At 41.3% G+C, this 24,421-nt stretch carries 6 protein-coding genes and 1 other RNA gene; 5 read left to right on the forward strand and 2 right to left on the reverse strand.

Features of this window, described 5'->3' with window-relative positions:
* Positions 1–254: 254 nt before the first annotated feature.
* The 3 genes from G4D82_RS10560 (at position 255) to G4D82_RS10570 (ending at position 18,926) form a co-directional block, all read left to right on the forward strand.
* Positions 255–5,471, forward strand: coding sequence for a GEVED domain-containing protein (locus G4D82_RS10560; RefSeq protein WP_235924338.1), 5,217 nt, complete (start codon positions 255–257; stop codon positions 5,469–5,471).
* Between the two features lie 177 nt (positions 5,472–5,648).
* Positions 5,649–15,656: a GEVED domain-containing protein gene (locus G4D82_RS10565; RefSeq protein ID WP_166337255.1), complete on the forward strand. Its 10,008-nt coding sequence runs from the start codon at positions 5,649–5,651 to the stop codon at positions 15,654–15,656.
* 108 nt (positions 15,657–15,764) lie between these two features.
* Entirely contained in the window at positions 15,765–18,926 is a 3,162-nt protein-coding gene (locus tag G4D82_RS10570) for a T9SS type A sorting domain-containing protein (protein ID WP_166337256.1), read from the forward strand.
* A 554-nt stretch (positions 18,927–19,480) separates the two neighbouring features.
* Here the strand turns inward: G4D82_RS10570 and ssrA are convergent.
* Together ssrA and G4D82_RS10580 are read right to left on the reverse strand one after the other, a co-directional pair.
* Positions 19,481–19,877, reverse strand: a transfer-messenger RNA (tmRNA) gene (ssrA, locus tag G4D82_RS10575).
* Positions 19,878–20,284: 407 nt separating this feature from the next.
* Positions 20,285–21,487: a serine hydrolase domain-containing protein gene (locus G4D82_RS10580; RefSeq protein ID WP_166337257.1), complete on the reverse strand. Its 1,203-nt coding sequence runs from the start codon at positions 21,485–21,487 to the stop codon at positions 20,285–20,287.
* Between the two features lie 195 nt (positions 21,488–21,682).
* Between G4D82_RS10580 and G4D82_RS10585 the strand changes: the two genes are divergently transcribed.
* On the forward strand, positions 21,683–22,882 hold the full coding sequence (locus tag G4D82_RS10585; RefSeq protein ID WP_166337258.1) for an NAD(P)-dependent oxidoreductase: 1,200 nt from the start codon (positions 21,683–21,685) through the stop codon (positions 22,880–22,882).
* 113 nt (positions 22,883–22,995) lie between these two features.
* Positions 22,996–24,354, forward strand: coding sequence for an Omp28-related outer membrane protein (locus G4D82_RS10590; protein WP_166337259.1), 1,359 nt, complete (start codon positions 22,996–22,998; stop codon positions 24,352–24,354).
* Positions 24,355–24,421 lie beyond the last annotated feature (67 nt).

Below are 24,421 nucleotides of genomic sequence, written 5' to 3' on the forward strand. Positions count from 1 at the left end.
TTTAGATTTACCCTTATTTAATTGCTAAGAAAAAACCAAACAGCCTCATTTCATTAAATTATAACATTATGACAAAAAAATTACTTCTTAACTCAAGCGCCTACTTCTCAGTCGGCAAAGCAAAAGTGAATTCATTTTTTTATTCCTTCTTGTTTATCTCGGCTTTGTTCTTATTGAGTGGATCAATTCATGCTCAAGGTAATTTTGCTAATGACTATACTTTTGCTCAATCAACGGGTCCTGCTTATGTGGACATGGTTGGTGGAACTTCGGTGTCTGGAGCAGCAGGAGTAAGTTTTGGAGGTGCTGCACAGATTAATGCAACTGGTATTTCGATTGGATTTAACTTTGCATTCAACAATGCGCTATATAGCACGGTAACAATTTCAGACAATGGTTACATCACTTTTGGTTCAACCTCGCCAGCAGGAGCAACTACTCCTATAAGTAGTGGTACCGCATATAGTGGAGCCATTTCAGGTTTTGGTGCTAACTTAGCTGGAAATATTCAACTCGGAGCAAGTACTGCTTATTTAAATGACGGAGCAGATATCAAATATTTGACAACTGGCTCGGCAGGAAGTCAGGTTTTTACTGTCGAGTACAAAAACATGAAGCGTCGAAACCTTACCACAAACTTGGATGGGTTTGTTAATTTTCAAATTCGTTTGTATGAGGCGGATATGAGGATTGAGATTCAATATAAGTCGTGGACCACTGCTTCAGCAACTTCTACAACCGGTCAAGTAGGGTTGAGGGGTTTGACTAATACAAGTTTTAGTAATAGAATTGGCCCTTGGTCAGCGACAGCTCCGGGTGTTGCTAATAACAATACCATTGCCTTGAATAATACTGTTGGTGGAGGACCGGCTGCAAATACCATGTTTACTTGGACACCTTCTTGTTTCAATACGACTAACTTGGTCACTAATTTACAAGTTGATAATACCACGGTAAATTTCAGTTGGACGGCCCCAGCTTTTGAAACAGCCTCTTTTGTAGATTATATTTGGGAAGTGCGCGAAACTGTATCGGGAACAACAATTGGTGGGCCAACCAATACCTCTTTAACTAGTGCCTCGATAACTGGTTTGGTTGCTGGTACATCTTATACTTTTTTCGTTCGATCAAGTTGTAAACCTTTTGCTCAATGCATAACGGGATCATTAACGCCTTTATGTTCAACGCCAGTTTATCCTTATTCTGAAAATTTTGAAGGGGTTACGGTTCCAGCCATCCCCAATTGTACTAGTACAGTCGTTACAACAGGTGCTGCTATGATTACGGTAAACAATGTAGTGCCTTATTATGGTTTTACAAATAAAAATCTTAAAACGGCTAGTGTCGCTGCTACTGACACTTGGTTCTTTACCAGATTGATTTCATTAACAGCTGGTAATACCTATAGAGTGTCATATAAGTATGGAGGCTCGCGCGAGTTGGCTCAGTTCAACCAGAGAATGCAGGTTAAAATAGGCACTGTTAATACAGCTGCTGGTATGACTACTTTGCTAGCCAACCATGATGCGATTAAATCCTCTCCAAATACATTTACATTCCACTTTGTTGCTCCGGGCACCGGGAATTATTATCTAGGCTTCAATGGATATGCGGCATTTAACCAAGGGTATTTGCAGATTGATGAAATTTCACTTGGAGATCCAACCTGTTCTCCGCCAACATCATTAACACCAGCTTCGGTTACTTATAACTCTGCCATTGTAGGTTGGACTGCTCCATCACCAGCTCCATCTGCAGGTTATGAGTATTATGTATCTACTTCTGCAACTGCACCTATAGCTACTAGTTCAATATCTGGGGTAATCGCTGGAACGGTAACGACCTTAACTGGTTTAACATCTTCTACTACCTATTATATTTGGGTTAGATCTAATTGCGCTGGAGTATATAGTGCTTGGTCAACATTGGCATCATTTACTACTTTGGCTCCTCCTCCCTCACCTTGTACTCCAGGACCAACGAGTGTTGACAGTCAAGGAATTATTAATGTGACTATTGGTTCTATTAATAATACTACTGGTGCTGAGACTGGTAATTATGGAAATTATACCAACTTGTCAACAAATATTTCTCAGAACACAACAGTAAATATGTCAATCAGGTTCTCAATTGCAGGCTTTGTTGGGTCAGGATATTATACAAGAATCTGGATTGATTACAACGACGATGGCGATTTTTTTGATGCTGGCGAAACTGTATTTGATAATGGCGGTGCTGAATTGCCTAATGGATTAAATAATATCAGTTTTAATGTTCCTCTCACTGCTGCTCTAGGTCCTCATAGAATGCGTATTGGAGCTTCAGATGCCAATAATTTGTCTCAGGTTGTGGCACCTGCAACTACCAATGGTCCATGTTATACAGGTACATGGGGCACATTTGAAGATTATTCAGTTTTTGTAACTTCACCGCCACCCCCTTTAACTATCTCGGGTTCATTCACTTCTTATTGTAATGGAGGATCGTCTCCTTTAATTACTTTAACCGCAGGAGCCGGTAGCTATGATAATTTTGTTTGGAATCCTAGTGTTGGTGTAACTGGCGATGCAATCTCAGGGTGGGTTTTCAATCCGACTAACTCAGGAGTAAATACCTATACGCTTACAGCTACACAAGCTAGTGGATTGTTTTTGTCAAATACGGTTACTTATACTGTAACTGTATACGATGTTCCTACTCCAATTGTTTTCACTCCGTCAACGATTCCAGTATGCGCTGGTATTACGACTCCTATAGTAGCTACAGGAGGTATTGTTAATGGTGCTGTCGTGATTGAGGAAGACTTCAATAGTCCAACCAATTCTTTTGTGTCGTTCAATACATCAACTGGTGGAACTAGACTTGGGCCAGCAGGTTCTACATGGACTTTGAGACCAAGCCCATATTTAGAGCCTTTCAATAGTTTTACTTTTTCAAGTAACGATTCTAGTCAGTTTTTTATGACCAATAGTGATGCTCAAGGTTCAGGAGGTAACACTAATACTGAAATTGTGTCTCCTGATTTTGACTTGTCTACTTTTACTAATGTTTCGATGAGTTTTTGGCATCATTATGATGATTTAGGAGGTACAGCAGAAGTTCAGATTATGATTGATACTAATGGTACACTTGATTTAAACGCTTCTGAGGTATGGACAACTTTACGGGTTTACAATTCTGATCAGGGAGGAAGAACTTCATTTGTAAATGAAATTATTGATTTGTCTGCTTATGCAATTCCTGCAAACACTCATGTTCGTATCAAATTCAAATACATTGATGCTCCATATGCTTGGTGGTGGTGTATTGATAATTTTAAAATCACAGGAAGTACACCTGCTCTTTTAACATGGGCGCCAACAACTGGTTTGTGGCTTGATGCTGGGGCTACAGTACCATATGCGGGTACTGCTACAGGTGTAGTTTATGCTAAGTTAAACGCTGATCAAACCTACGTTGCTACTGCAGCAGCATTAACGCCTCCTTTCTGTGATACTAGTACGCCAGTAACTGTCACAGTAACTCAAGCTGGTGCTGCAACGGGTAATCAAACTTTATCATGTGGCGATACTGCTATTTCTTCTAATATTACGCTAACAGGTTATGTTCCTAGTGTTCCTGCAACTATTGTAGGTTGGCAAATGGCTGATAATCCCGGATTTACCGGAGCTACCACAATTCCGGGTTCTGCTGGTAAAGACATCTTAACTCCGGCAGATGTAACGGGTCTTTCTAGTACCACCTACATTAGAGCAATGATTCAAGGTTGTCCGACACTTTTTTCGAACACTATTACAATTACTTATCCAACTGTTACTTGGAATGGTGCGTGGAATCCTGGTCCTCCAACTCCAACGGATAATGTAACGGTTACTTCAGGTACTTTAACACTATCGGCAGATTTGTCAATTTGTTCACTAAAAGTTAACAACGGCGCGACGGTGAATGTAAACCCGGGAGTAACGCTTACCGTCAATGGAATAGTTAATGTTGCTGCAACCGGAGCCTTGAATTTCTTGGATGATACGACATATCCTTTCTCCGGAGCGGCTAGTTTAATGCAGAATCCTTTAGCAACGACGAACACCAATATTTCTTCTGCTACCAATGTTAGTTATCAAAGAACCATTTATACTCGAAAATTTGACTATACTTATTGGTCTTCTCCGCTATCGAATACCGTATTGAATGTGTTTGCTCCAGGAACTTTAGCTGATAAGTATATTAGGTTTGATTCAAATGCCTATGTATGGACATACCCTTCTATTATTTCTACAATGACCCCTGGGGTGGGTTATGGTATTCGTGGACCTCAAGGGCATCCAGTTAATACTTACCAAGAATCTATTCATATTTTTAAGGGTACACCTAACAATGGGAATTATAGTGTAACAGTATACAACAACTCTGCGGGCAACGATCTTAATTTTATTGGTAATCCTTACCCAAGCCCATTAAGTGCCGATCTTTTAATGGATGGAAACCCAGGAGTTTTAGGTACCCTAGGTACAGGTACAACATTTTATTTCTGGACCCACAACACTTTGTTTAATGGAAGTAATTATGTGTCTAGTGATTTCGCAACCTATAATAGAACAGGAGGAACTTTAGGGGCAATCCCTACCGCAGGTGCGCCAGGTCTGAACAACGCTGTTCCAACAGGGATTATATCTTCAGGTCAAGGTTTTATGGCCAGAGTTGTAACTGCTGGAACTAGTACAGTTACGTTCAGAAATTCGATGCGTGTAGCTGGTTCGAATACACAGTTTTTCCGTATGTCTGCAACACAAGAGAAGCATAGGTTGTGGCTAGATTTAACGGACTCCGCTGGAGATAAGTTCAAACAATTGTTGGTTGGTTATGTAGAAAATGCTACCAATGAATATGAAAACGGTTTTGATGGAGAAGTTCTTGAGGCAGGTAATCCAATTAGTTTTTATTCGGTAGTCGATTCTAAAAATCTTACTATTCAAGGAAGATCCTTGCCTTTTGATTCAAATGATCAAGTGCCTCTGGGTTATAGAACTGATGCTGCTGGCAGCTTTACTATTGCGCTTTCTAATACAGATGGATTGCTTTCGGAAGTTACTACTCCTATATATATTGAAGACACAGTATTAAATACTTATCACGATCTTAAATCAGGCTCATACACTTTTGTTACCGAAGCGGGGACTTTCAATAATCGCTTTGTGCTTCGCTACACTAATTTGCTTAATGTTAGTCCGGTTGACTTTCAAGAAAATGACGTGATTGTATTCAAACAACTAGACGATATTCGCATTGAAACTTCAAAAATTAATATACAATCAGTTAAGGTGTATGACGTTCAAGGACGTTTAATTATTTCAAGAAATAATGTGAATAGCAAGTCAATATTGTTGCCTAATCTTGGTTTGGCAAGTCAAGTTTTGATGGTTCAAATTGCCACTGTCAATGGTGATGTTGTCAATAAAAAAATAATTTTCTAATAGATTTATTAAGGAATTAACAGAAAAGTAGTAAGTTTTAATTTTTTAAGGCTTACTTCTTTTTTGTATTTAATCGGTATTTCAGTGCTTTTCGTCGATTATAGTGTGATTTGCATTAACCTTTTATTAACTCTTTATATATTAACAGCTTTATTTATTTAACCCAATTTTTTAATTATGAATGTAAACTACAATTCTTTAAGTTCAGGTAGGGATACTTGGCTTAGAAGCGGAATTGGGGATACGGTCGGTTCTCCGCCTACATCCAGTTCCAAAAACACGAGAAAATCGTGGTTGGTTTTACTTCTGATGTTTTTGTTTTTGGCCACAGGCCAATGGGCAAATGCGCAGAACATAACCAATTACGTTTATTCAACCGGTACTAACGGCACGCTTGAAGACTTGTCTTCTGGTAGTACAACTATCATGACAGGGGTCAATGATGACACCGCAGGTACTATTACCGCAATCGGGTTTGACTTCTACTTTATGGGTGGAAAGTACACGCATTTCAGTGCAAACTCGAACGGCCAGATGGTGCTCCATGCATCTGCTTCTGCTACAGCTGCTGCTTCGCAAGAATCTTCGCTGACGGCAAACAGAGCTATTTTGGCGCCGATGACTGGGGATAACGAGGTTGGAAATGGAATTCGTATCAAGGTGATTGGTACTGCTCCAAACAGAAAATTGGTTGTTGAATGGAATCAATTTTATGTCAACTTCGTAAACATTACCAACGCTGGTAATATGCAAGTTTGGATAGAAGAAACAACAGGTATTGTGACTTACATGTATGGTGAGCTATACAATTCGGCTTCTACTTCTCAAACAAGATCAATATTTATTGCATCGAGCAATACTGCTACAACTGCTGGCTCCATCACTATCAGTGCTACGCCAACTTTCGCTGCATCTGCTACATTAGCATCTAACACAATTGCGGCTGGGTCGGGAGCTACAACTGGTTCTCCTCTTGTTGCCAACATGGGGTCATCTTCTCAAGGATCGAGAAGATTTTTTCAATTTACACCGGGTCAAACGGCGCCAACAGGCGACGCAAGTAGTTTGACGTTTACGGCTGTTACTTTGTCAACAATTACACCTAACTGGGTTGATAATGCAGTTGGGGAGAGCTTCTTTGTAGTAACTAGAGCGTTAGACGCTGGTTTTACTACTGGTGTTGTTACATCGGTAGTTGCTTCGACTACTTCGGCTGGAACAGGTACGGCTTATTCCTTGGCACAAACTGGTCTTAGTCCGGGTACAACTTATTACTATAAGATACAAGCTGGTACTGAAGCATTATTTACAACCGGAATCACAGGTTCTCAAGCTACTACAGCAGGTACAACCTATTATTGGGTAGGAGCTTCTGGGTCTACATGGGGGCTTGCTTCTAACTGGAACACCAACCCTGCTGGTGGTGGAAGCAATAGAACTACGCCAGCAAGTAGTGACATTTTAATTGTTGATGGTGCTGGTACAACTTCTGGCGGTTCGTTAATCATTAGTCATGATGTAGCTGCTCAAACGATTGGTCAGTTCAAAGTAACTAGCAACACGAACTTAACTCTTCAATCAAGTATTACAACTACCAGAACAACCACAATTAGTGGTGGTGGTGGTGATGATTTAGTAGTTGAAGCTGGTAGTACTTTAAATTTAAGTAATGCTGCGAATGCTGCTGCATTTGCTTTTTCAGGAACTGGAAATACAGGTCTCATTGCGGGTACTTACAATGCTGCTGGAAGTACTTCCAACTTAATTAACACAACAGGAGGTACAGGTACTTTAGTAACTGTTACTGGTTCTGTTAACAATAACATTGCTGGATCTTCTGGTTGTATGACTGGTTCTACAGCCACTTTAGCTTTTGCTTCAGGATCTAACTACTCACACGGTTCATTTACAACAACCAATGGTTTTATCCCATTGGCAACTTGGGATACCACATCTACAGTTACTATTACAGGGGGTACTACTTCAACAGGTATTACTAACCCAACACAAAGTTTTGGAAATTTTGTATACAACTCAACTACTTCTACAGGTACTCAGAGTGTATGGACTTCTGGTACAACAGCTGTTATTAAAGGAAACCTTACAGTTACTGCTACCGGAACAGGTATTTTCAGAGCAGTTACTTCAGGTACTGTAACAGTGAATGGAAACGTGAATATCAATGGCGGTACTTTCCAATCAGGAAATGGTACAACTTCAACTAACGGTGTTGTTGTATTAGGTAACACTAACATTGGTGCTGCAGGTACTTTGAATATTAACTCTGCTTTCTATTCGCAAAGAGGTACTACATTTACAAATGATGGAACACTTACCGGTACGGCTAGTCCTTCAACATTACAGTTCTTCTCACCTACAAACGTCGCGCAAACTTTTGCTGGTTCAGGAACAGTACTAACTAATATTGGTACTATGTCTGTCCAAAACACAAGTGGTTTGACTATTACCCATACCAACCAGATTCCTTTGTTAAGAGTGAACTTGTTCAATGGTGCTGTAACCAATAGTAACAAAATTACTTTTGGTACTGGTGCTGCTTTGAACACAACAGTTCAAATTGGTTATGCAGGTAACGTTTTAGCAGGAGGTTCATTTGATGCTGCTCCTACCTTTAATTTAGGTACAGGAACACATGGTGTAATTTATGCTCAGGAATTAGCTGCTAGAACAACTGGCTTTGAAATTCCTACCTCACGTGCTTTAGGCTTCTTAACTCAGACAAACTCTAATGGTTTAACAATTGCAGGTGGTAATCTTTCTGCAACAACTTTGACTTTCAATGCTTTGTCTGGAGGAAACATTAATACAGATAGTTCAAACGTTTTAACGGTTACAGGTACAACTACAGGTAGCATTGTTAGAACTTTAGCTACTGCATATGTTAACGGTCCTTTGGCTCTTACCTTGCCAGCTAGTTTAGTAACTGGTTCAACTTACACTTTTCCAATTGGTAAGAGTGCGTTGAATACTTTCTCATTGGTGAATCCAACAACCAATGCAGGAGGAACGGTTACGGTTCAAGCTGAAGCATTTGATGGAAACGCTGGAGGTACTCCAGGTTTGAATATTAGTGCCATTAGTTCTACTAAATACTGGGCGGCTAGCATCACAAACGGATCTGCAAACTTCACTGATACTTTAATCAGATTGAATGATGATCCAACAGGAAGAGATGCAATTGCTGCAAGTACTACTGTAAACGGAGCCTATGACATTCAAGGTGGTGTTACAGTAACTACTACTTCAAACACCATGGAAACTACTGCACCTAAAAATACTACCTTGCCAGGTTTCTTCTTGATGGGTAATAAAGCGGCGGCTAGTTTAGCTAACTTGACAATTTCTCCATCAGGTAATCAGTGTGCAAATGCTGCTAGAACAGTAACTGTTGAAGTAACTCCTGGAGGAGCTGCTGTAACAGGTGTAGTAATTAACTACTCTGTTAATGGTACTGCACAAACTGCAATTACTATGACTAACACTACTGGTAATGGTTTCCCATCGATGGATGTTTGGTCTGGAGTTATCCCAACTGTTAGCCCAGTGAACGCAACCGTTGCTTGGTCTGTCACTGCTACAGATGGAAATGGCTTGGTTAAAACACAATCAGGAGTTACTTATAAAGATGAGCCATTATTTGGTATGGCTTCAGCTACAGCGAGTTCAACAACCGTTTGTGCTAGTAATACAGCTACCACTTTGACTGCTACGCTTAGCGCTCCGGGTTCTGCAACCATAGGTACACAAACTACTACTGAGTTCTCAGGAAGTGTTTACAGACATGGTTTTGGTAGTGGTGATTTTAGACACCAACTTATTTACACTGCCGCAGAATTAACTGCTGCTGGTGTTACAGCTGGTAACTTGACATCTATTGGTTTCAATGTTACTAGTGTTGGTAGCGGTGCTTACACCAACTATACTATTAGTTTAGGAGCCGCAACTTCAACAACTGCTGTTGCTGCTTTCCAAACACCTTCGTTAACTCAAGTATATACTCAAGCATCATTTACCCCGGTATCTGGTGTGAATACACATACATTCCAAACACCTTATGCTTGGGATGGAGTTTCAGACGTCTTAGTGAATATCTGTTATACAGTCGCTTCTGCTAGCGGATCTTCTACTGTGGCAGCTACTACGCCTGCAACTGTAAGAAATTCACAATTGTTAGCTACGGCTGGCGCATGTACTGCTGCCTCTGGAACTACATTTACCAACAGACCATTAGCAACTTTTGGTTATAATGCCGCTCCAGCGATTACTTCGGTTTCTTGGAATGACGGAACCAATACTTTCTCAGGTAACAATGTTGTAGTTAACCCAACAACAACTACAACGTATACTCCTACTATTACTGCGGCCGGATGTACTATTACACCAAGCGGTGTGACAGTTACAGTTAACCCTGTTCCATCAGCTCCAGTTCAAGGTGTTACAGATGCAACTTGTGGGACTGCTGTTCCATTAGTTTCTGTTACAGATCCTAATGCATTTACCACTCCTACATTTAAGTGGTATGCAGACAACGTTACTACAACAGCTTTACAAAGCAGTACTTCTGCAACTTATACTACAGCTATTAGTGCTACTACTAATTTCTACGTATCAGTTGTTGATCCTGCTACAGGTTGTGAAAGTGCAAGAACTTTAATTACAGCTACTGTAAATGCTCCTGACAGCATCGATACTATTGCTAATCAGAGTGTTTGTATTGGAAGTGGTTTTACAGTAACAGCTTCTAGCTTAAATGCTAGCTACACTTATACATGGACTTCTACAACAGGAAGTGGTATCACTACGCCATTAACAGGTGCTAGCCAAACCATCACTCCAACTGCTGCAGGAACATACACTTACACGGTAACTGCTACTGATGGTTTCTGTACTACTTCAACAACATTCACAGCTACAGTAACGGCTTACCCAGTTTTAACATCGACTACAGCTACACCAGCTGCAGTTTGTGCTAACGGAATAAGTACTTTGACTGCTACAGTTCCTAGTGTATTGTCGTTCTCTACAAGTACAGGCGCATCACTTGATCCTATGACGGGTGCTACTACTGTTCTTACCACTAGTAATGATGATGATGTGACTGTTTCACCATTGAACATCGGTTTCAACTTTGTATTTAACGGAGTAACATATTCTCAGTACTCAGTATCTCCTGACGGATGGATTAAGTTAGGATCAACTGCAGCAACTAATGAATTCACTAATAGTGTTACAAGTACGTCTAATATTCCTAGATTATATCCTTACTGGGATGACTTGGCTACTGGTTCTGATGGAAGTGTGAAAACTTTAGTTACAGGTACTGCGCCTAACAGAATTTTCATTGTTCAGTGGAATGTAACTATTCCACGTGCTGTGTCAGGTGCTGCGAATTCTACATTCCAAGCTTGGTTGTATGAAACTACCAATGTAATTGAATACCGTTATGGAACTTTTGGTGCTCAAACTGCAGGTTCAGCCTCTGTTGGTTATTCGATCAATGGAACTAACTTCAGTAGTGTAACTTTAACTTCTAATACGACTAGTACTACTACTGCGAATAATTCGAATGCTGGTGTTCCAGCTTCAGGCAGAATGTTTACTTTCACTCCGCCTTCACCAGTGATTACTTGGGCTCCAACGACTGATTTGTATACAGATGCTGCCGCTACTATTCCTTACACAGGAGGCAGTGCTGCTACAGTTTACTCTAAACCAACAGCAAACAGAACTTACAACGCTACATTAGAAGGTACTAATGGTTGTAATACAGTTTCTGCTGCAGTTACCGTAACTCAAAACAATGAAGCAGTGGACGCTATTACAGGTGGAGCTACTTCAGTTTGTTTAGGTACGCCTTCTATTCCTTCTCCAATTCAATTTGTGAGCTCAGTAGGAGTAGAATGGATTTCATCTAACCCAGCAGTTGCTACTATTGATGTTGATGGTATCTTGACACCATTAACAGTTGGTTCGACTACTATTAGTGCTAGAATTGTAAACACCACTACTGGTTGTACTTCTTATGCACCGAATACAGTTACTGTAAATGTTTATGCTCCAATAGCTATTACTACTCAGCCTTTGGCTCAGAGTGTATTGGAGTATGATGGTGTGAATCCTACTGATACAACATTTAGCGTAGTGGCTTCAGGTTCAGTTTCTGGTTATCAATGGCAAGTTTCTCCTTCTGGAGCAACCGGTACTTGGTCTGATATCTTAGTTACTGATCCACTTTACACAGGTCAAACTTCAGCTACATTGCATATTCCTAACGCTACTATCGTTCCTTTCAACGGATTATACTATCGTGCTGTTGTTTCTTCAACTAGCCCATGTACTGGTCCGGTTGAATCAAACGGTGCTTTGTTGACAGTTTCTGATTTGACTACTTCAGACCCTGCGCCTCAAACCATTTGTGGTTCAGGAAGTGTTAGTTTCTCAACTGTTTCTACACCTACATCTGGGGTAACTTACCAATGGTTCTATGCTGTTGATAATAATTTTGATTATCAAGAGATTACAGGAGACTTTGGCTCTCTTACTTTCCCATCAGGTGTAACGGGTTCTACTTTAGATATTAACGGAGTTTCGGCTACTGAAAACGGATGGTACTTCATCGTAGTAGCTACTTACAATTCTTCTCAAGTAGTTTCAAACCCTGCATTACTTACCGTAAATACAGCTCAGACAGTTGAAACTACTGGTCCTGGTGCGGTTCAAAATGTTACTATTTGTGGTAATGCTGCTGCTACTTCGACGTTTTTAGTTTCTGGAACTGGCGCAACTGGTTTCCAATGGCAGTATTCATCTAATGGTGCTGATTGGGATAATGTAGCTGCAGGTCTACCAACAGGAGCTAGTTATACGGGTGCTAACGGTACTTTGTTGACCGTAAACACAACCGCTGCATTAGGAGCTGGTCCTCACTACTACAGATGTAGAGTAAGCGGTCCTTCGCCTTGTCCGGCAATTGACTCTAACACTGCTGAGTTGATTGTTACTACTCCAACCATTGTAGCTTCACCTTCAACTTCACTTATCTGTTCTCCAAGCGGTGCTGCGGTTACGCTTACTGCTAGCGGTGCTGGTGTAGGAGGTACTTATGTATGGTCTCCAACCACTGGTTTAACAGGTACAGGTGATACAGTTTCTGCTAACCCTACTGTTACAACTACTTATACAGTAACAGGTACTACTGCTGCTGGTTGTATCAGCACTGCTACTGCTACAGTAACAGTCGCTCCTGATATGGTTGCTACATCAACAATTTCTGCTACTCCTTCAACAGTATGTTCAGGAACAGATTCTCAGTTAGTAGCTAGCTCTGGTTTAGATGGGTCATCTTCATACTGTATTCCAACAGTAACCTCTAGCGATGGGACTGACTTTATCAATAACTTCTCTTTTGGAGGTATTGTAAATAATGCTACAGGTCAATCTGCTGCTCAATACGGAGACTTTACTTCATTAACAGCTAATGTTACTGCTGGTGTTGTGATTCCACTGAGTATTCAAGCAGGTTCTGGTTCAAGCCAACAATTTGGTGTTTGGATTGACTACGATCAAGATGGCACTTTTGAAGCTAACGAATTCAAAGCTTTAACTACATCAGGTACTACTGCTGTTGTTAACAACAGTGTTACTGTTCCAACTACAGCTTACAATGGTGTTACTCGCATGAGAGTTGCTTCAAGATTCAGCACTGCTGTTGCAAGTACTATTTCTTGTGCTAATCCTGGTTTTGGTGAGTACGAAGATTACAGTGTAAATATTACGGGTGCTACTACTAAGCCAACTTACACTTACTCTTGGTCACCAACCACGTTCTTATCTAATCCTAATATTGCTAATCCAATCGCAACTGGTGTTACTGCAACTACTGAGTACACTGTTACTATTTCTAGCTCTACAGGATGTTCTACAACGAAAACAGTTACCGTAAGCGTAGCTGCAGGTATTGCGATTACCACTCAGCCAACTAACGTTTCTGCTTGTCAGGGAACTACTGCTACATTTACTGTGGCTGCTACAGGTGCTAACTTGACTTACCAATGGCGTAAAGGTGGTGTAGATTTGTTTGGTGAAATCAATCCAACGTTGAATTTATTGAACGTTACTTCAGCTAACGATGGTACTTATGATGTAGTGATCAACTCATCATGTGGTGATCCAGCAGTTACTAGCGATGCTGTAACCTTGGTTGTTAACCCTATTCCAACTGCTACGGCTCCATCAGCGCAAACTGCTTGTGCCGGTGTAACCACTACTGCGATTCCATTGACTGGTACGCCTTCTGGTGTTACTTTCAACATCACTGGTGGTGCCGCTATTGGTTTGGCTAACGTAACTGGTGTAACTGAAATTCCTTCATTTACAACAGTAGCGGGAACTGCAACTATTTCGGTTACTCCGGTAGCCAATGGTTGTACAGGAACTGCTGTAACTTTTGTTTACACGGTTAATCCGCTTCCTGCAACTCCAACTGCTGGTTCAAACTCACCAGTTTGTTCTACAGGAAACATCAACTTGTCAGCTTCTACAGTAACGATCAGTGGTTACTCAATGAATTCTAATAGTGGTGTGTCATTTATTGATATCAACACTACAGGAACTTCTGTTGGTACTGTTTCTGATGATAGCGAACACAACATTACTATGCCTGCGTTTACTTTCAATGGTATTTCGTATACTGCTGCAAGAGTTGGTATGAATGGTGCGATAGCTTTAGGTTCTACAACAGGAGATATTTCAACAGCTAATGCTGCTTTGCCAAGTACTGCAAATGGTGCAGGAAATATTTTCTTGGCTCCTTTGTGGGACGATTTAGATATTCAATCTGGTGCTTCGGTAAAGACTCAGACTGTAGGAAACCTTTTCATTATTCAGTACACCACTGCTACTCATGATGATTTGGCGTCAACAACAGATTCTGTTACTTTCCAAGTACAATTGAATACTGTTACCGGAACAATCACTTATGTTTATCCAGATGTTACTTTTGGAGATACACTACTTGATTTTGGAGCTGGTGCCACTGTAGGTATCCAATGGAGTTCTACTGGTGCAGTTCAGTATTCTAATAATACTGCTAGTTTAGCTGCTAACCAAAGTATTACTTTCACTCCGAATACTGCTGCTTACACTTGGTCTGGTCCTGATGGATTTACTTCTTCATTGCAAAACCCATCGCTTCCTGCCACTGCGTTGGCTGCGGGTACATACACTGTTTATGTAACCAACCCAGCAACCGGATGTTCTTCAGCTTCATCTACTACTACTGTTGTAGTTGATACAGCTACCACTTGGTATGCTGATGCTGATACAGACGGATTTGGTAATGCTGCAGTTTCACAATTGGCTTGTACACAACCAGTAGGTTATGTAGCTAACAACACTGATTGCGACGATACTAACGTAAACATTTACCAATTCGCTACGTTCTATGTAGATGCAGATGGTGATACTTACGGAAGTACAGCTACTGCTTCAGTTTGTTCAGGTTTGACTACACCGGCAGGTTATTCAACTACAAACGATGACTGTGATGACACTAACCCAGCACTTAACCCAACGAACCCATGTTCAGCAGGTTCAGTAGTAAACTTGACTTTGTTTATTGAAGGCTACTACATTGGAGGCAGCACGATGAACTCAGTGAAGTTGAACCAAGATTATGTATCACCAGCAGACGAAGTAGAAGATTTGACTATCGAGTTGCACGATGCTACAACTTATGCTTTGGTTGATACGGCGATTGGTACTTTGAAAACCGATGGTAGTTTAACTTGTACGTTCAATACTGCAGCAGCAGGTTCTTACTACATTGTAGTGAAAGGTTCGAACATCATCGAGACATGGTCAGCTACTGCTCAGGCAGTGGGCACTACGCCACTTTCTTATGACTTCTCATCAGGTGCTTCACAAGCTTATGGTGATAATATGAGAGAGATTGAAACTGGAGTGTTTGCTATGTATACAGGAGATTTGAACCTAGATCAGGTAATCGATAACGCTGATTTGGATTCGATTTTCCCAGATATCGAGAATTCAAACTTCGGGGTTTTAGCTACGGATTTGAACGGAGATGGTGTTGTGGATAACGCGGATCTTGATAATATTTTTATCAATATCGAGAATTCCATTTTCGCGAACTATCCATTCTAATGATAGAAAAGATTTGAAAGAAGATGTTGCTATGGCCATCCGTAGCAACATCGGATTTCAATCAAAAGCATTATCCACTTTAATTAGTAACCAATTAATTTTAAATACATGAGAATAATCATTAACATGCTTAGCAAAAAGTCCTTACTTTTTTGCTTACTGCTGTTCTCCTTGATGGGGAATGCGCAATCATTCACGCTGACCTTAGCGAATCAAACCTCGACCTCTAATACGTTTGAGTTTGATTTGATGCTAACTGTGCCAACGGGAGGAAAAAGAGTAGCTTCAGTTTCGTGCGGAGTTAACTTCAATGCTGCCATTCTAAACGGAGGTACTCCGGCTACCACTGCCAACACCTCTTTTATTCTGGTTCCAGGTTCAGCAGACCCTATCTTCTCAACCAACGGAGGATTGAATCCTGTGAATACTACTTTCAGAGGTGTTTCAACTCCACACTTGAGAATTGTACAGGTAACCAAAAACCCTAACCAGATGGATCTTCCAGCCGGGGTTTACCGATTTGGTACATTCAGATTTACCAACACAGTGAACTGGGCTGCTGATAGCAATGCCAATTTGTGGATTTCACCAACTGCAGCGATTCCTTCACCAGGAGGTACTAACGCGATTGTTGCTAGCGCCCCATTTGGTTCTACTGCATCGCCGACATCTCAGTCCACTACTACTTCACCAGCACTTATTTTGACACACACTTCAACCAGCACATTCTCAGTGCCTTTGAATGCTGCGCCACCATGTCCTACTGCAGCTGCAGCTAGCAACTTGGTAGCAGAGTCTCCATGTGCTGGAGCTGCTAACGGTAGTGCTACGATTACTTTAACAGGTGCGCCAAGCCCAACAGCTACAGTTTCTTATACTGTTGATGGTGGTGGTGCTCAAAATGCTACAATGAGTGCTAGTGCATTTACTGTTTCAGGTTTATCAGCCGGTAACCATACCGTTACTGTGACTTACCCAGGTTGTACTGCGGTGAGTACTTCATCATTCACTATCGATGCTGGTGCTCCACTTACTACTAACGGAAGTGTGACCACTTCTATTTGTGATGGAGATACTTACGTATGGGCAGCTAATGGTCAGTCATACACTACTGCTCAGTCAGGAACTACTTTCGTAAGCGGATGTAACACTGCTACATTGAACTTGTCAATCACTCCAGCTACTACTGATGGAAGTGTGACTACTTCAATCTGTGAAGGTGCTACTTACGTATGGCCAGCAAACGGTCAGTCTTACACTACTGCTCAGTCAGGAACTACTTTCGTAGACGGATGTAACACCGCTACTTTAAACTTGTCAATCACTCCAGCTACAACAACTGGAAGTGAGACTGTTTCAATTTGTGGTGATTCTTATACTTGGGCTTTGAACGGACAGACTTACAACGCTAGTGGTTCTTATGACCATGTTGTAGGATGTAACACCGCTACTTTGACTTTGACTTTGACTCCAAACACTACCAACGGAAGTGTAACCACTTCTATTTGTGATGGAGCTACTTACGTATGGCCAGCTAACGGTCAGTCTTACACTACTGCTCAAACAGGAACTACTTTCGTAGACGGATGTAACACAGCTACCTTGAACTTGTCAATCACTCCTAACACTACAACAGGAAGCGAGTCAGTAACGGCTTGTGGTTCTTCTTACACTTGGGCTTTGAACGGTCAGTCATACAATGCTAGTGGTACTTACACTCACGTTGTAGGATGTAACACAGCTACTTTGACCTTGACTTTGAACACAGAAGCTCAGATTTACTATGCTGATACAGATGGTGACGGATTCGGAGCAGGTGCTGCTATTGAGTCTTGTACAGGTCAACCAGCAAACACTTCTACCAACAACACAGACTGTGATCCAAACGATGCTACGAAATGGAGAACAGGAAGCTTCTTTGTAGATGCTGACGGTGATGGTTACAACAACGGATTCCCAGCTACTACTGTTTGCTACGGAGCTGCTACTCCAGCAGGATATGTTGCGGTTAACAACGGAACAGACTGTGACGATAACTCAGCTTCAGTAAACTCTAATGCTTCTGAAATCTTAGGTAACGATATCGATGACAACTGTGATGGTACAACAGATGAAGTTACACCAACTTCTTACTTGATTGCCACTAGCTGTGGTGTTACTTTGACCAACTTGTCAAATACTTTGTTCGCTTACCCATTGAGCAACTTCGTGTCTCAAACAGGTCCAATCCAAGGATACCGTTTCAGAGTAACTAACGGAGCTCAAGTAAGAACATTTGATTCAGCTACTAACAGTTTTGCACTTTCTAGCTTGCCAGGTGGTGCTGCTTATGGTACTACTTACACTGTTGAAGTTTCAGTTAAACACGGAGGTTACTACAGAGCTTATGGTTCACCATGTAGTGTAACTACTCCTCTTGTACCGAACTCTACTAGCATCGCTAGCCCATCTTGTGGTTCTGTTTTGACTGATATCAACAACACCATCTTCGCTACTCAGGTTCCAAGTGCTTCTGGTTACAGATTCAGAGTAAGCAACGGATCTACTATCGTAGGTACAGTTGATACTTCAGTAAGCCGTTTCAGCTTGGCTAGTATTGCAGGTATCCAGTTCGGAACTACTTATACAGTAGAGGTATTGTTGGCCTTTGGTGGTGTTTACCGTCCAGATACAGAGTACGGACCAGCTTGTTCAATCAGCACTCCAGCTACTCCAGGAACTTCAAGAGTAATCCAGCCAACTTGTGGTGGTACAATCAGCACATTCTGGACAACGATCTTTGCTCAGCAAGTTAGTGGAGCTCAAGGTTACAAATTCGTAGTAACTAACGGAGCTCAAACTAGAGAGTACGCTACAGCAAACCCAAGATTTGCATTGGCTAATCTTCCAGGTGGAGCTGCAGCCAATACTGCTTACACTATCCGTGTAGATGTATTGTACAACTCTAGCTATGTTCAAGGAACTCAGTTGTGTACACTTACAACAACTCCGGGAGCTTCTAGACAAACAGATTCAGCTATCTCTATCTATGACGTAGATGCTTATCCAAACCCATCTGCTGATACTTTCAAATTGAACGTAAACACTTCAAGCGAAAACACTATCAGCGTTAAAGTTTACGATATGTTAGGCCGTGAGGTTGAATCACGTCAAGACAGCGTTGAGGCAATCACTAACCTAGAAATCGGTTCTCGTTACCCATCAGGAGTTTACAACATCATTGTAACTCAAGGTGAAAATGTGAAAACGCTTCGCGTAATCAAAAGATAATTAACTGTCTTTTAAAATAGAAAGCCCTTTCGGAAACGGAAGGGCTTTTTTTTGATTGCTGTTGAGCGGGTTACCTAAAGGTTTGTGTTGCAATTTTTGGTTTGAGTTTGGAATTACAACAAATATAGATTTGAGCTAAACAGATGCATTGAAAACAAGCACAAAACGAAAATTAATTGCACAATCGATGGTTTAAGTCTTGTGAATGTGGTGTATTGTAAAAATCGTTTTACTCTTTACTGAGGTATTCGTAAAGCCGAACTTATCGAAAAATATTTGCTGACTATCAAATAATGGAAAGAACCCTATTTTGTTACATTAAGTGTTTTGGCAACTAAATTGACAACTAAAAATACAAAAGCCTGTAAATATTTATACTTACAGGCTTTTTTGTGGAGTCGGGGAGAGTAGCTCCGCTCATCTCCTGAACGCCACTCCTGCAAATGCAATTTGCTGCCTTTTGCAAAGGCAGACAGCTATAATTAAAAAAAGACACCTTTCAAGCGAGCTTGAGGTATCTTTTTTTAATTATAGCTGCACACAAATTGCGCTTGATGTGGAGTCGGGGAGAGTCGAACTCCCGTCCAAACAAGCAACCAAAGGGCTTTCTACACGCTTATTCCCTGTTTGGGTTTTCGACGCCGGGCTAGGACAGGAACAACCACCAGGCGCTTAGTTTCTGTAGGTTTTCGTCATCGCTTAGAAACATCGTGATGCTTAGGTTCAATTTTACGATTTACCTGAACCGACCGCCAAGAACCAGGGCTTTCGAGGTAAATCCTGCTTTCCTACCTTGTAGGACGAGGCCCATCTTACTATAATTCAGATTAAGCAGCAAGAGCGTAGTTTCCTTCGCCGTATAAAAGTTCGAGACTAAGATTTACGAGATTTGTCTCCGCGCTCGGCGTGCTTACCGCTCAATTGATCTTGCTGTCAAAACCAGTCGACCCCGTTGGTCAATTAATAATTAATGGTGAATAATTAATAATTGGGTGGCAAAGATAAGTTCATTATTCATTATTAACTATTAATTATTCATTAAAATTTGGGCGTGCCGGCGCATTGAAATTTCCGCTGACTAACAATCTCCCGCGCGCCGTCGGGCTGTCCGCTGTAGTCCTCGCGGCTGCGCTGGCGCTGCGCCGCTGTGGGCTGCCGCTGCCATCCCTCACGCAGATTAGTTGAAGGTCAGTAGTTTACGGTTAACAGTTGACAGTTCGTTTACGGAAAGTTGATCTTTTAGATGCACTTCATGTAGACCGCTGCGCTGGAAGAAAAAAAACAAAAACTTCCAGAATCACCCAGCAAGTTTTGGCTACACACCAATTATTAATTATTCCTTATTAATTATTAATTGTCTAATCCTCCTCACCAAATTCAAACGGATAATCCCCAAAAACCGGAGCCAATTTCCTAACCGAATAAACATTCTTATTAAACTTATTCGACAACGCGATAATGGTCACATTGTCTTTAATCAAGCTGATGAACGACGAAGTATTGCCGTGCCACCAACCATTGTGGAAGTAAAATTTCTGTCCGGTTTCCCATTCAATCATACGCATTCCCAAGCCGTAGTTTTTCTGGCCTTTGTGTTCGTTGCTGTAGCCTTTGTAGATTTGATTACAAAGTTTACGGTTCAGAAAAGTTGGGGCTACACGCGCCATATCGAACTTGAGCAAATCGCGCGGTGTAGAGTAAATATTCTTATCGCCATAAACGGCATCCAGATAATCATAAGCCAATCGCATTCCGCTGCCTTTGTAGGATGGAATTGCACTTTGCAAGTCGCGGTCGTATTCAAAAACGTAAGTGTGGTTCATGCCGAGTGGCTTGAAAATCATTTCTTCCATCGCTTGCGGATAGCTGATTCCGGCAATTTTTTCAATAATTAAAGCCAGAATCGCATAATTGGTATTGCAATAAGCAAAACGCGTATCAGTCGGAAAATCTAATTTCAGGTTTTTCTCTGCCAATAAATTCGCTACATCTTGGTTTGTCAAAGTTTGGTGCCTGTCCCAAACGCCCTTGTCTTCGGTAAAGTAAGCATAATTCCTGAGCCCGCTGCGGTGATTGAGCAAAGTTCGAATCGTAATCTCCGGATAAGGAAAATTCTCAATAATCGTGTTTACTTTTTGGTCAAGCTCGATTTTGTTGTTGTTTACCAAAAGCAAAATAGCGGTTGCCGTTAGCACTTTACTCACCGAGGCTATATGTAAAGGAGTGTCGCTAGTAAGCGGAATATCTTGCTCGCGGTTGGCCACACCTTGATAGCGCTCATAAACAATTTGGCCGTTTTTGGCTACCAAGAAACTAAAGTTGTTATTCGGATTACTCCAATATTTGTTGCAATAATTTTCAACTGAGGCCTTTTTTTCCTTCAAATATCCGGTTTCGGGTTGGGTATAATCGACTTTGGAGGGCTGCATAGTGGGCAATCCGTGTGCGCTCAATACTGGTTCGGTGGTGCTTTGATCGGCCTTATCTTGGCGCGAACAAGTGGCGAACAAAACACCAATACAAAAAAGAGGAATATATATAAAGTACGATTTTCTCGTCATGGGGATTCGGTTTTTGACAAATATAGCCAAAGAACGCTCTGGCATGAATTGGCCGAAAAATGGGTTATAAACATTTTATTAACGATGTAAAACGCCATAAAATACCGATTATTTTGAACCATTTTTTTTAAGAAAAAAGTTTTGAAATCGTTGTAGTTATAGTTTACATTTGCCACCGAAAAAATACGCAGCCCCATGAAATTCGGCCTCATCAAAGAAAGAAAAAACCCGCCAGACCGCAGAGTGGTCTTCACCCCAGAAGAAGTCGCCCGCCTTAAAGAACAATACCCTGAAGCCGAGGTCAAAGTTGAAAGTTCTGATATTAGGGTTTTTCCCGATGAGCAATACCGAGCATTGGGTATCGAAGTGACTCAAGACGTTTCCGATTGCGAGGTTTTGTTTGGTGTAAAGGAAGTTCCTGTTGACGCACTGATTCCAAATAAAAAATATTTCTTTTTCTCGCATACCATCAAAAAGCAGGCGCACAACCGCAAACTACTCAAAGCCATTCTAGAGAAAAACATTGATTTGTACGACCATGAAACCATTGTCGATGCGAACCATAAACGATTGATTGGTTTTGGACGGTACGCCGGAATTGTCGGTGCTTATAACGGAATGCGCGCGTTTGGTTTGAAATTCGAGTTGTATTCAATTCCGAAAGCAGAAACCTTACACGGCAAAGATGAACTTATTGCCAAGTTGCGTCGTCAGGTTTTGCCGCCCATCAAAATCGTTTTGACCGGTCATGGCAAAGTGGGCATGGGCGCGAAAGAAATTCTCGATGGAATGAAAATCAAGGAAGTATCTCCGGAACATTTTCTTTCTAAAATTTACGCAGAACCGGTTTACACCCAAATTGATGTGACCGATTACTACAAACGCAATGACGGTCAAGAAGCTACAAAGGCCGACTTTTATGCCAATCCAACTGAATATACTTCAAACTTTGAGCGTTTTTCTAAAGTGTCCGATATTTTCATGGCCGGCCATTTCTATGGTAATGACGGACCGGAAATTCTATCGCGCGAAATGCTTAATGCACCTGATAACAAAATCAAGGTTGTTGCCGATATTTCCTGCGATGTGGATGGCCCAATTGCTTGCACTATAAAAGCTTCTACCATAGCCGATCCGTTGTTCGGATATCTTCCGAGCGAAAACAAAGAAGTGCCTTATATGCATCCTGGTGCTGTTGTAGTGATGTCGGTCGATAATTTACCTTGCGAACTTCCGAAAGATGCCAGCGAAGGTTTCGGTGAAATGTTCATGAAACACGTCATTCCGGCTTTCTTCAATGGTGATAAAGATGGTATTCTAGCCAGAGCCAAAGTCACTGAAAAGGGGCAACTTACTCCCAAGTTTGCTTATTTGCAGGATTATGTGAATTCCTAGGGCTCCTGAAATTTTTATCCGTAGTTACATTTATTTTTTGAATTAAAATGTTAATCACATTGGAATTCAATGCTAAAACTATATTTTAGCCTCTCAATACTAAACTCACGGGCATGACCAAAATTACTTTCAGAAAAGCCTCGATGTTTTTCGCTTTATTGCTTTTTTCTTTTCACATTTATGCCGGCGATGCTACCATTACAGGTTTTACTCTTGGCAACTACCTTAAGGTCAATGTCAACACTTCAATCAGTGGCAAGGTTATCAATTTATCGGGTTCCAATATTACTTCGTACCGCACAGGTTGGCGATTAGACAATGGAACGGTCAACAATGATGCAACTACCAATATCGGCGGAAGCGGAATTTCTACCGGAGGTGCGTATGTGCCTTTTACAAGCCTGAGTTTCTTACGTCCGACCACACAAGGGTTGCATGTACTCAAGTTATGGGTAAAAGCTACTGGGGATACCAATGCGACCAATGATACGATTACTTTCAACTTCACGGCATTATCAGTGAATAACTATGTGACCAAAGTGAATCTTTTCGAAGAATCTACCGGTACTTGGTGCCAGTATTGTCCGGAAGGTGCTACGGTTATTGCATCAATCAAACCCTTGCCCAACACTGCTGTAGCTGTTTTTCATCACGGGGATATTTATTCTACCCCGGAAGGCGAAACTTATTTCAATGCTTATTTTCCGGTTGATATTTTTACTCCAGGTGCCATGATTAATATGGGCGAGGATGGTAATTATATCATCAATACCCAGCGGTCTGCTTGGCTTGGAGAAATGAATGCCCGGGCCAATAGGATTACCCCAGTACAGTTTGTGATCAATCCTACCTATAACGCAACTTCCAGGCAGTTGACTGTTAATCTAACGGCCAACTTCAAATATGTTGAAAATGGAGAATATTACACCAATGCCTATATCGTTGAGGATAATGTAGTAGGAACCCAGGTCAATGCTACTAATCCATACACTCATAACAATATCGTTAGGAAAATGCTAGGTGGTTCAGAGGGTACTTCTGGGGTGATTCCTACAGTTCCGGTTTTGAATACCGATTATACCAACACCTACAATTTTACCATTCCTGCCAACTGGAATGTAGATAACTTGAGCATCATCGCCATGGTGTATAAAAATAATGGAGCTATGAAAAACACCGTCAATGCGGCTAAATTCCCATTCAGCCAATTGCTGTCCAATAACCAGTTTACCCAACAAGCAGAACTCTCTCTGACACCAAACCCAGCCCATGATTTTATTACCATCAATGATATTGCAATCAATAACGGTGATCAAGTATCAGTGTATAATCTTAACGGCCAGTTACTCATGACCGAGGAGCTTTTTCCCGAGACGACTCAAATTAATATTGCCACTTTGCCTACGGGGCTATATATGGTTAAAGTGAACTCAGGAAACGCAACATTTACCAAAAAAATTATCAAACAATAGCGATTGCTTTTTTGGGGCAGGCCGCTTGTTTTTACGACAGCCAAACTACAACGTTATCGTAGTTTGG

The organism is Flavobacterium lotistagni, assembly GCF_011392125.1.
GTDB classification, from domain to species: domain Bacteria; phylum Bacteroidota; class Bacteroidia; order Flavobacteriales; family Flavobacteriaceae; genus Flavobacterium; species Flavobacterium lotistagni.

Excerpts from the sequence above, each read along its gene's own strand:
- G4D82_RS10590 (WP_166337259.1), top strand. The coding sequence starts at position 22,996 with ATGACCAAAATTACTTTCAGAAAAGCCTCGATGTTTTTCGCTTTATTG.
- G4D82_RS10565 (WP_166337255.1), top strand. The coding sequence starts at position 5,649 with ATGAATGTAAACTACAATTCTTTAAGTTCAGGTAGGGATACTTGGCTT.
- G4D82_RS10580 (WP_166337257.1), bottom strand. The coding sequence starts at position 21,487 with ATGACGAGAAAATCGTACTTTATATATATTCCTCTTTTTTGTATTGGT.
- G4D82_RS10585 (WP_166337258.1), top strand. The coding sequence starts at position 21,683 with ATGAAATTCGGCCTCATCAAAGAAAGAAAAAACCCGCCAGACCGCAGA.
- G4D82_RS10560 (WP_235924338.1), top strand. The coding sequence starts at position 255 with ATGGTTGGTGGAACTTCGGTGTCTGGAGCAGCAGGAGTAAGTTTTGGA.
- G4D82_RS10570 (WP_166337256.1), top strand. The coding sequence starts at position 15,765 with ATGAGAATAATCATTAACATGCTTAGCAAAAAGTCCTTACTTTTTTGC.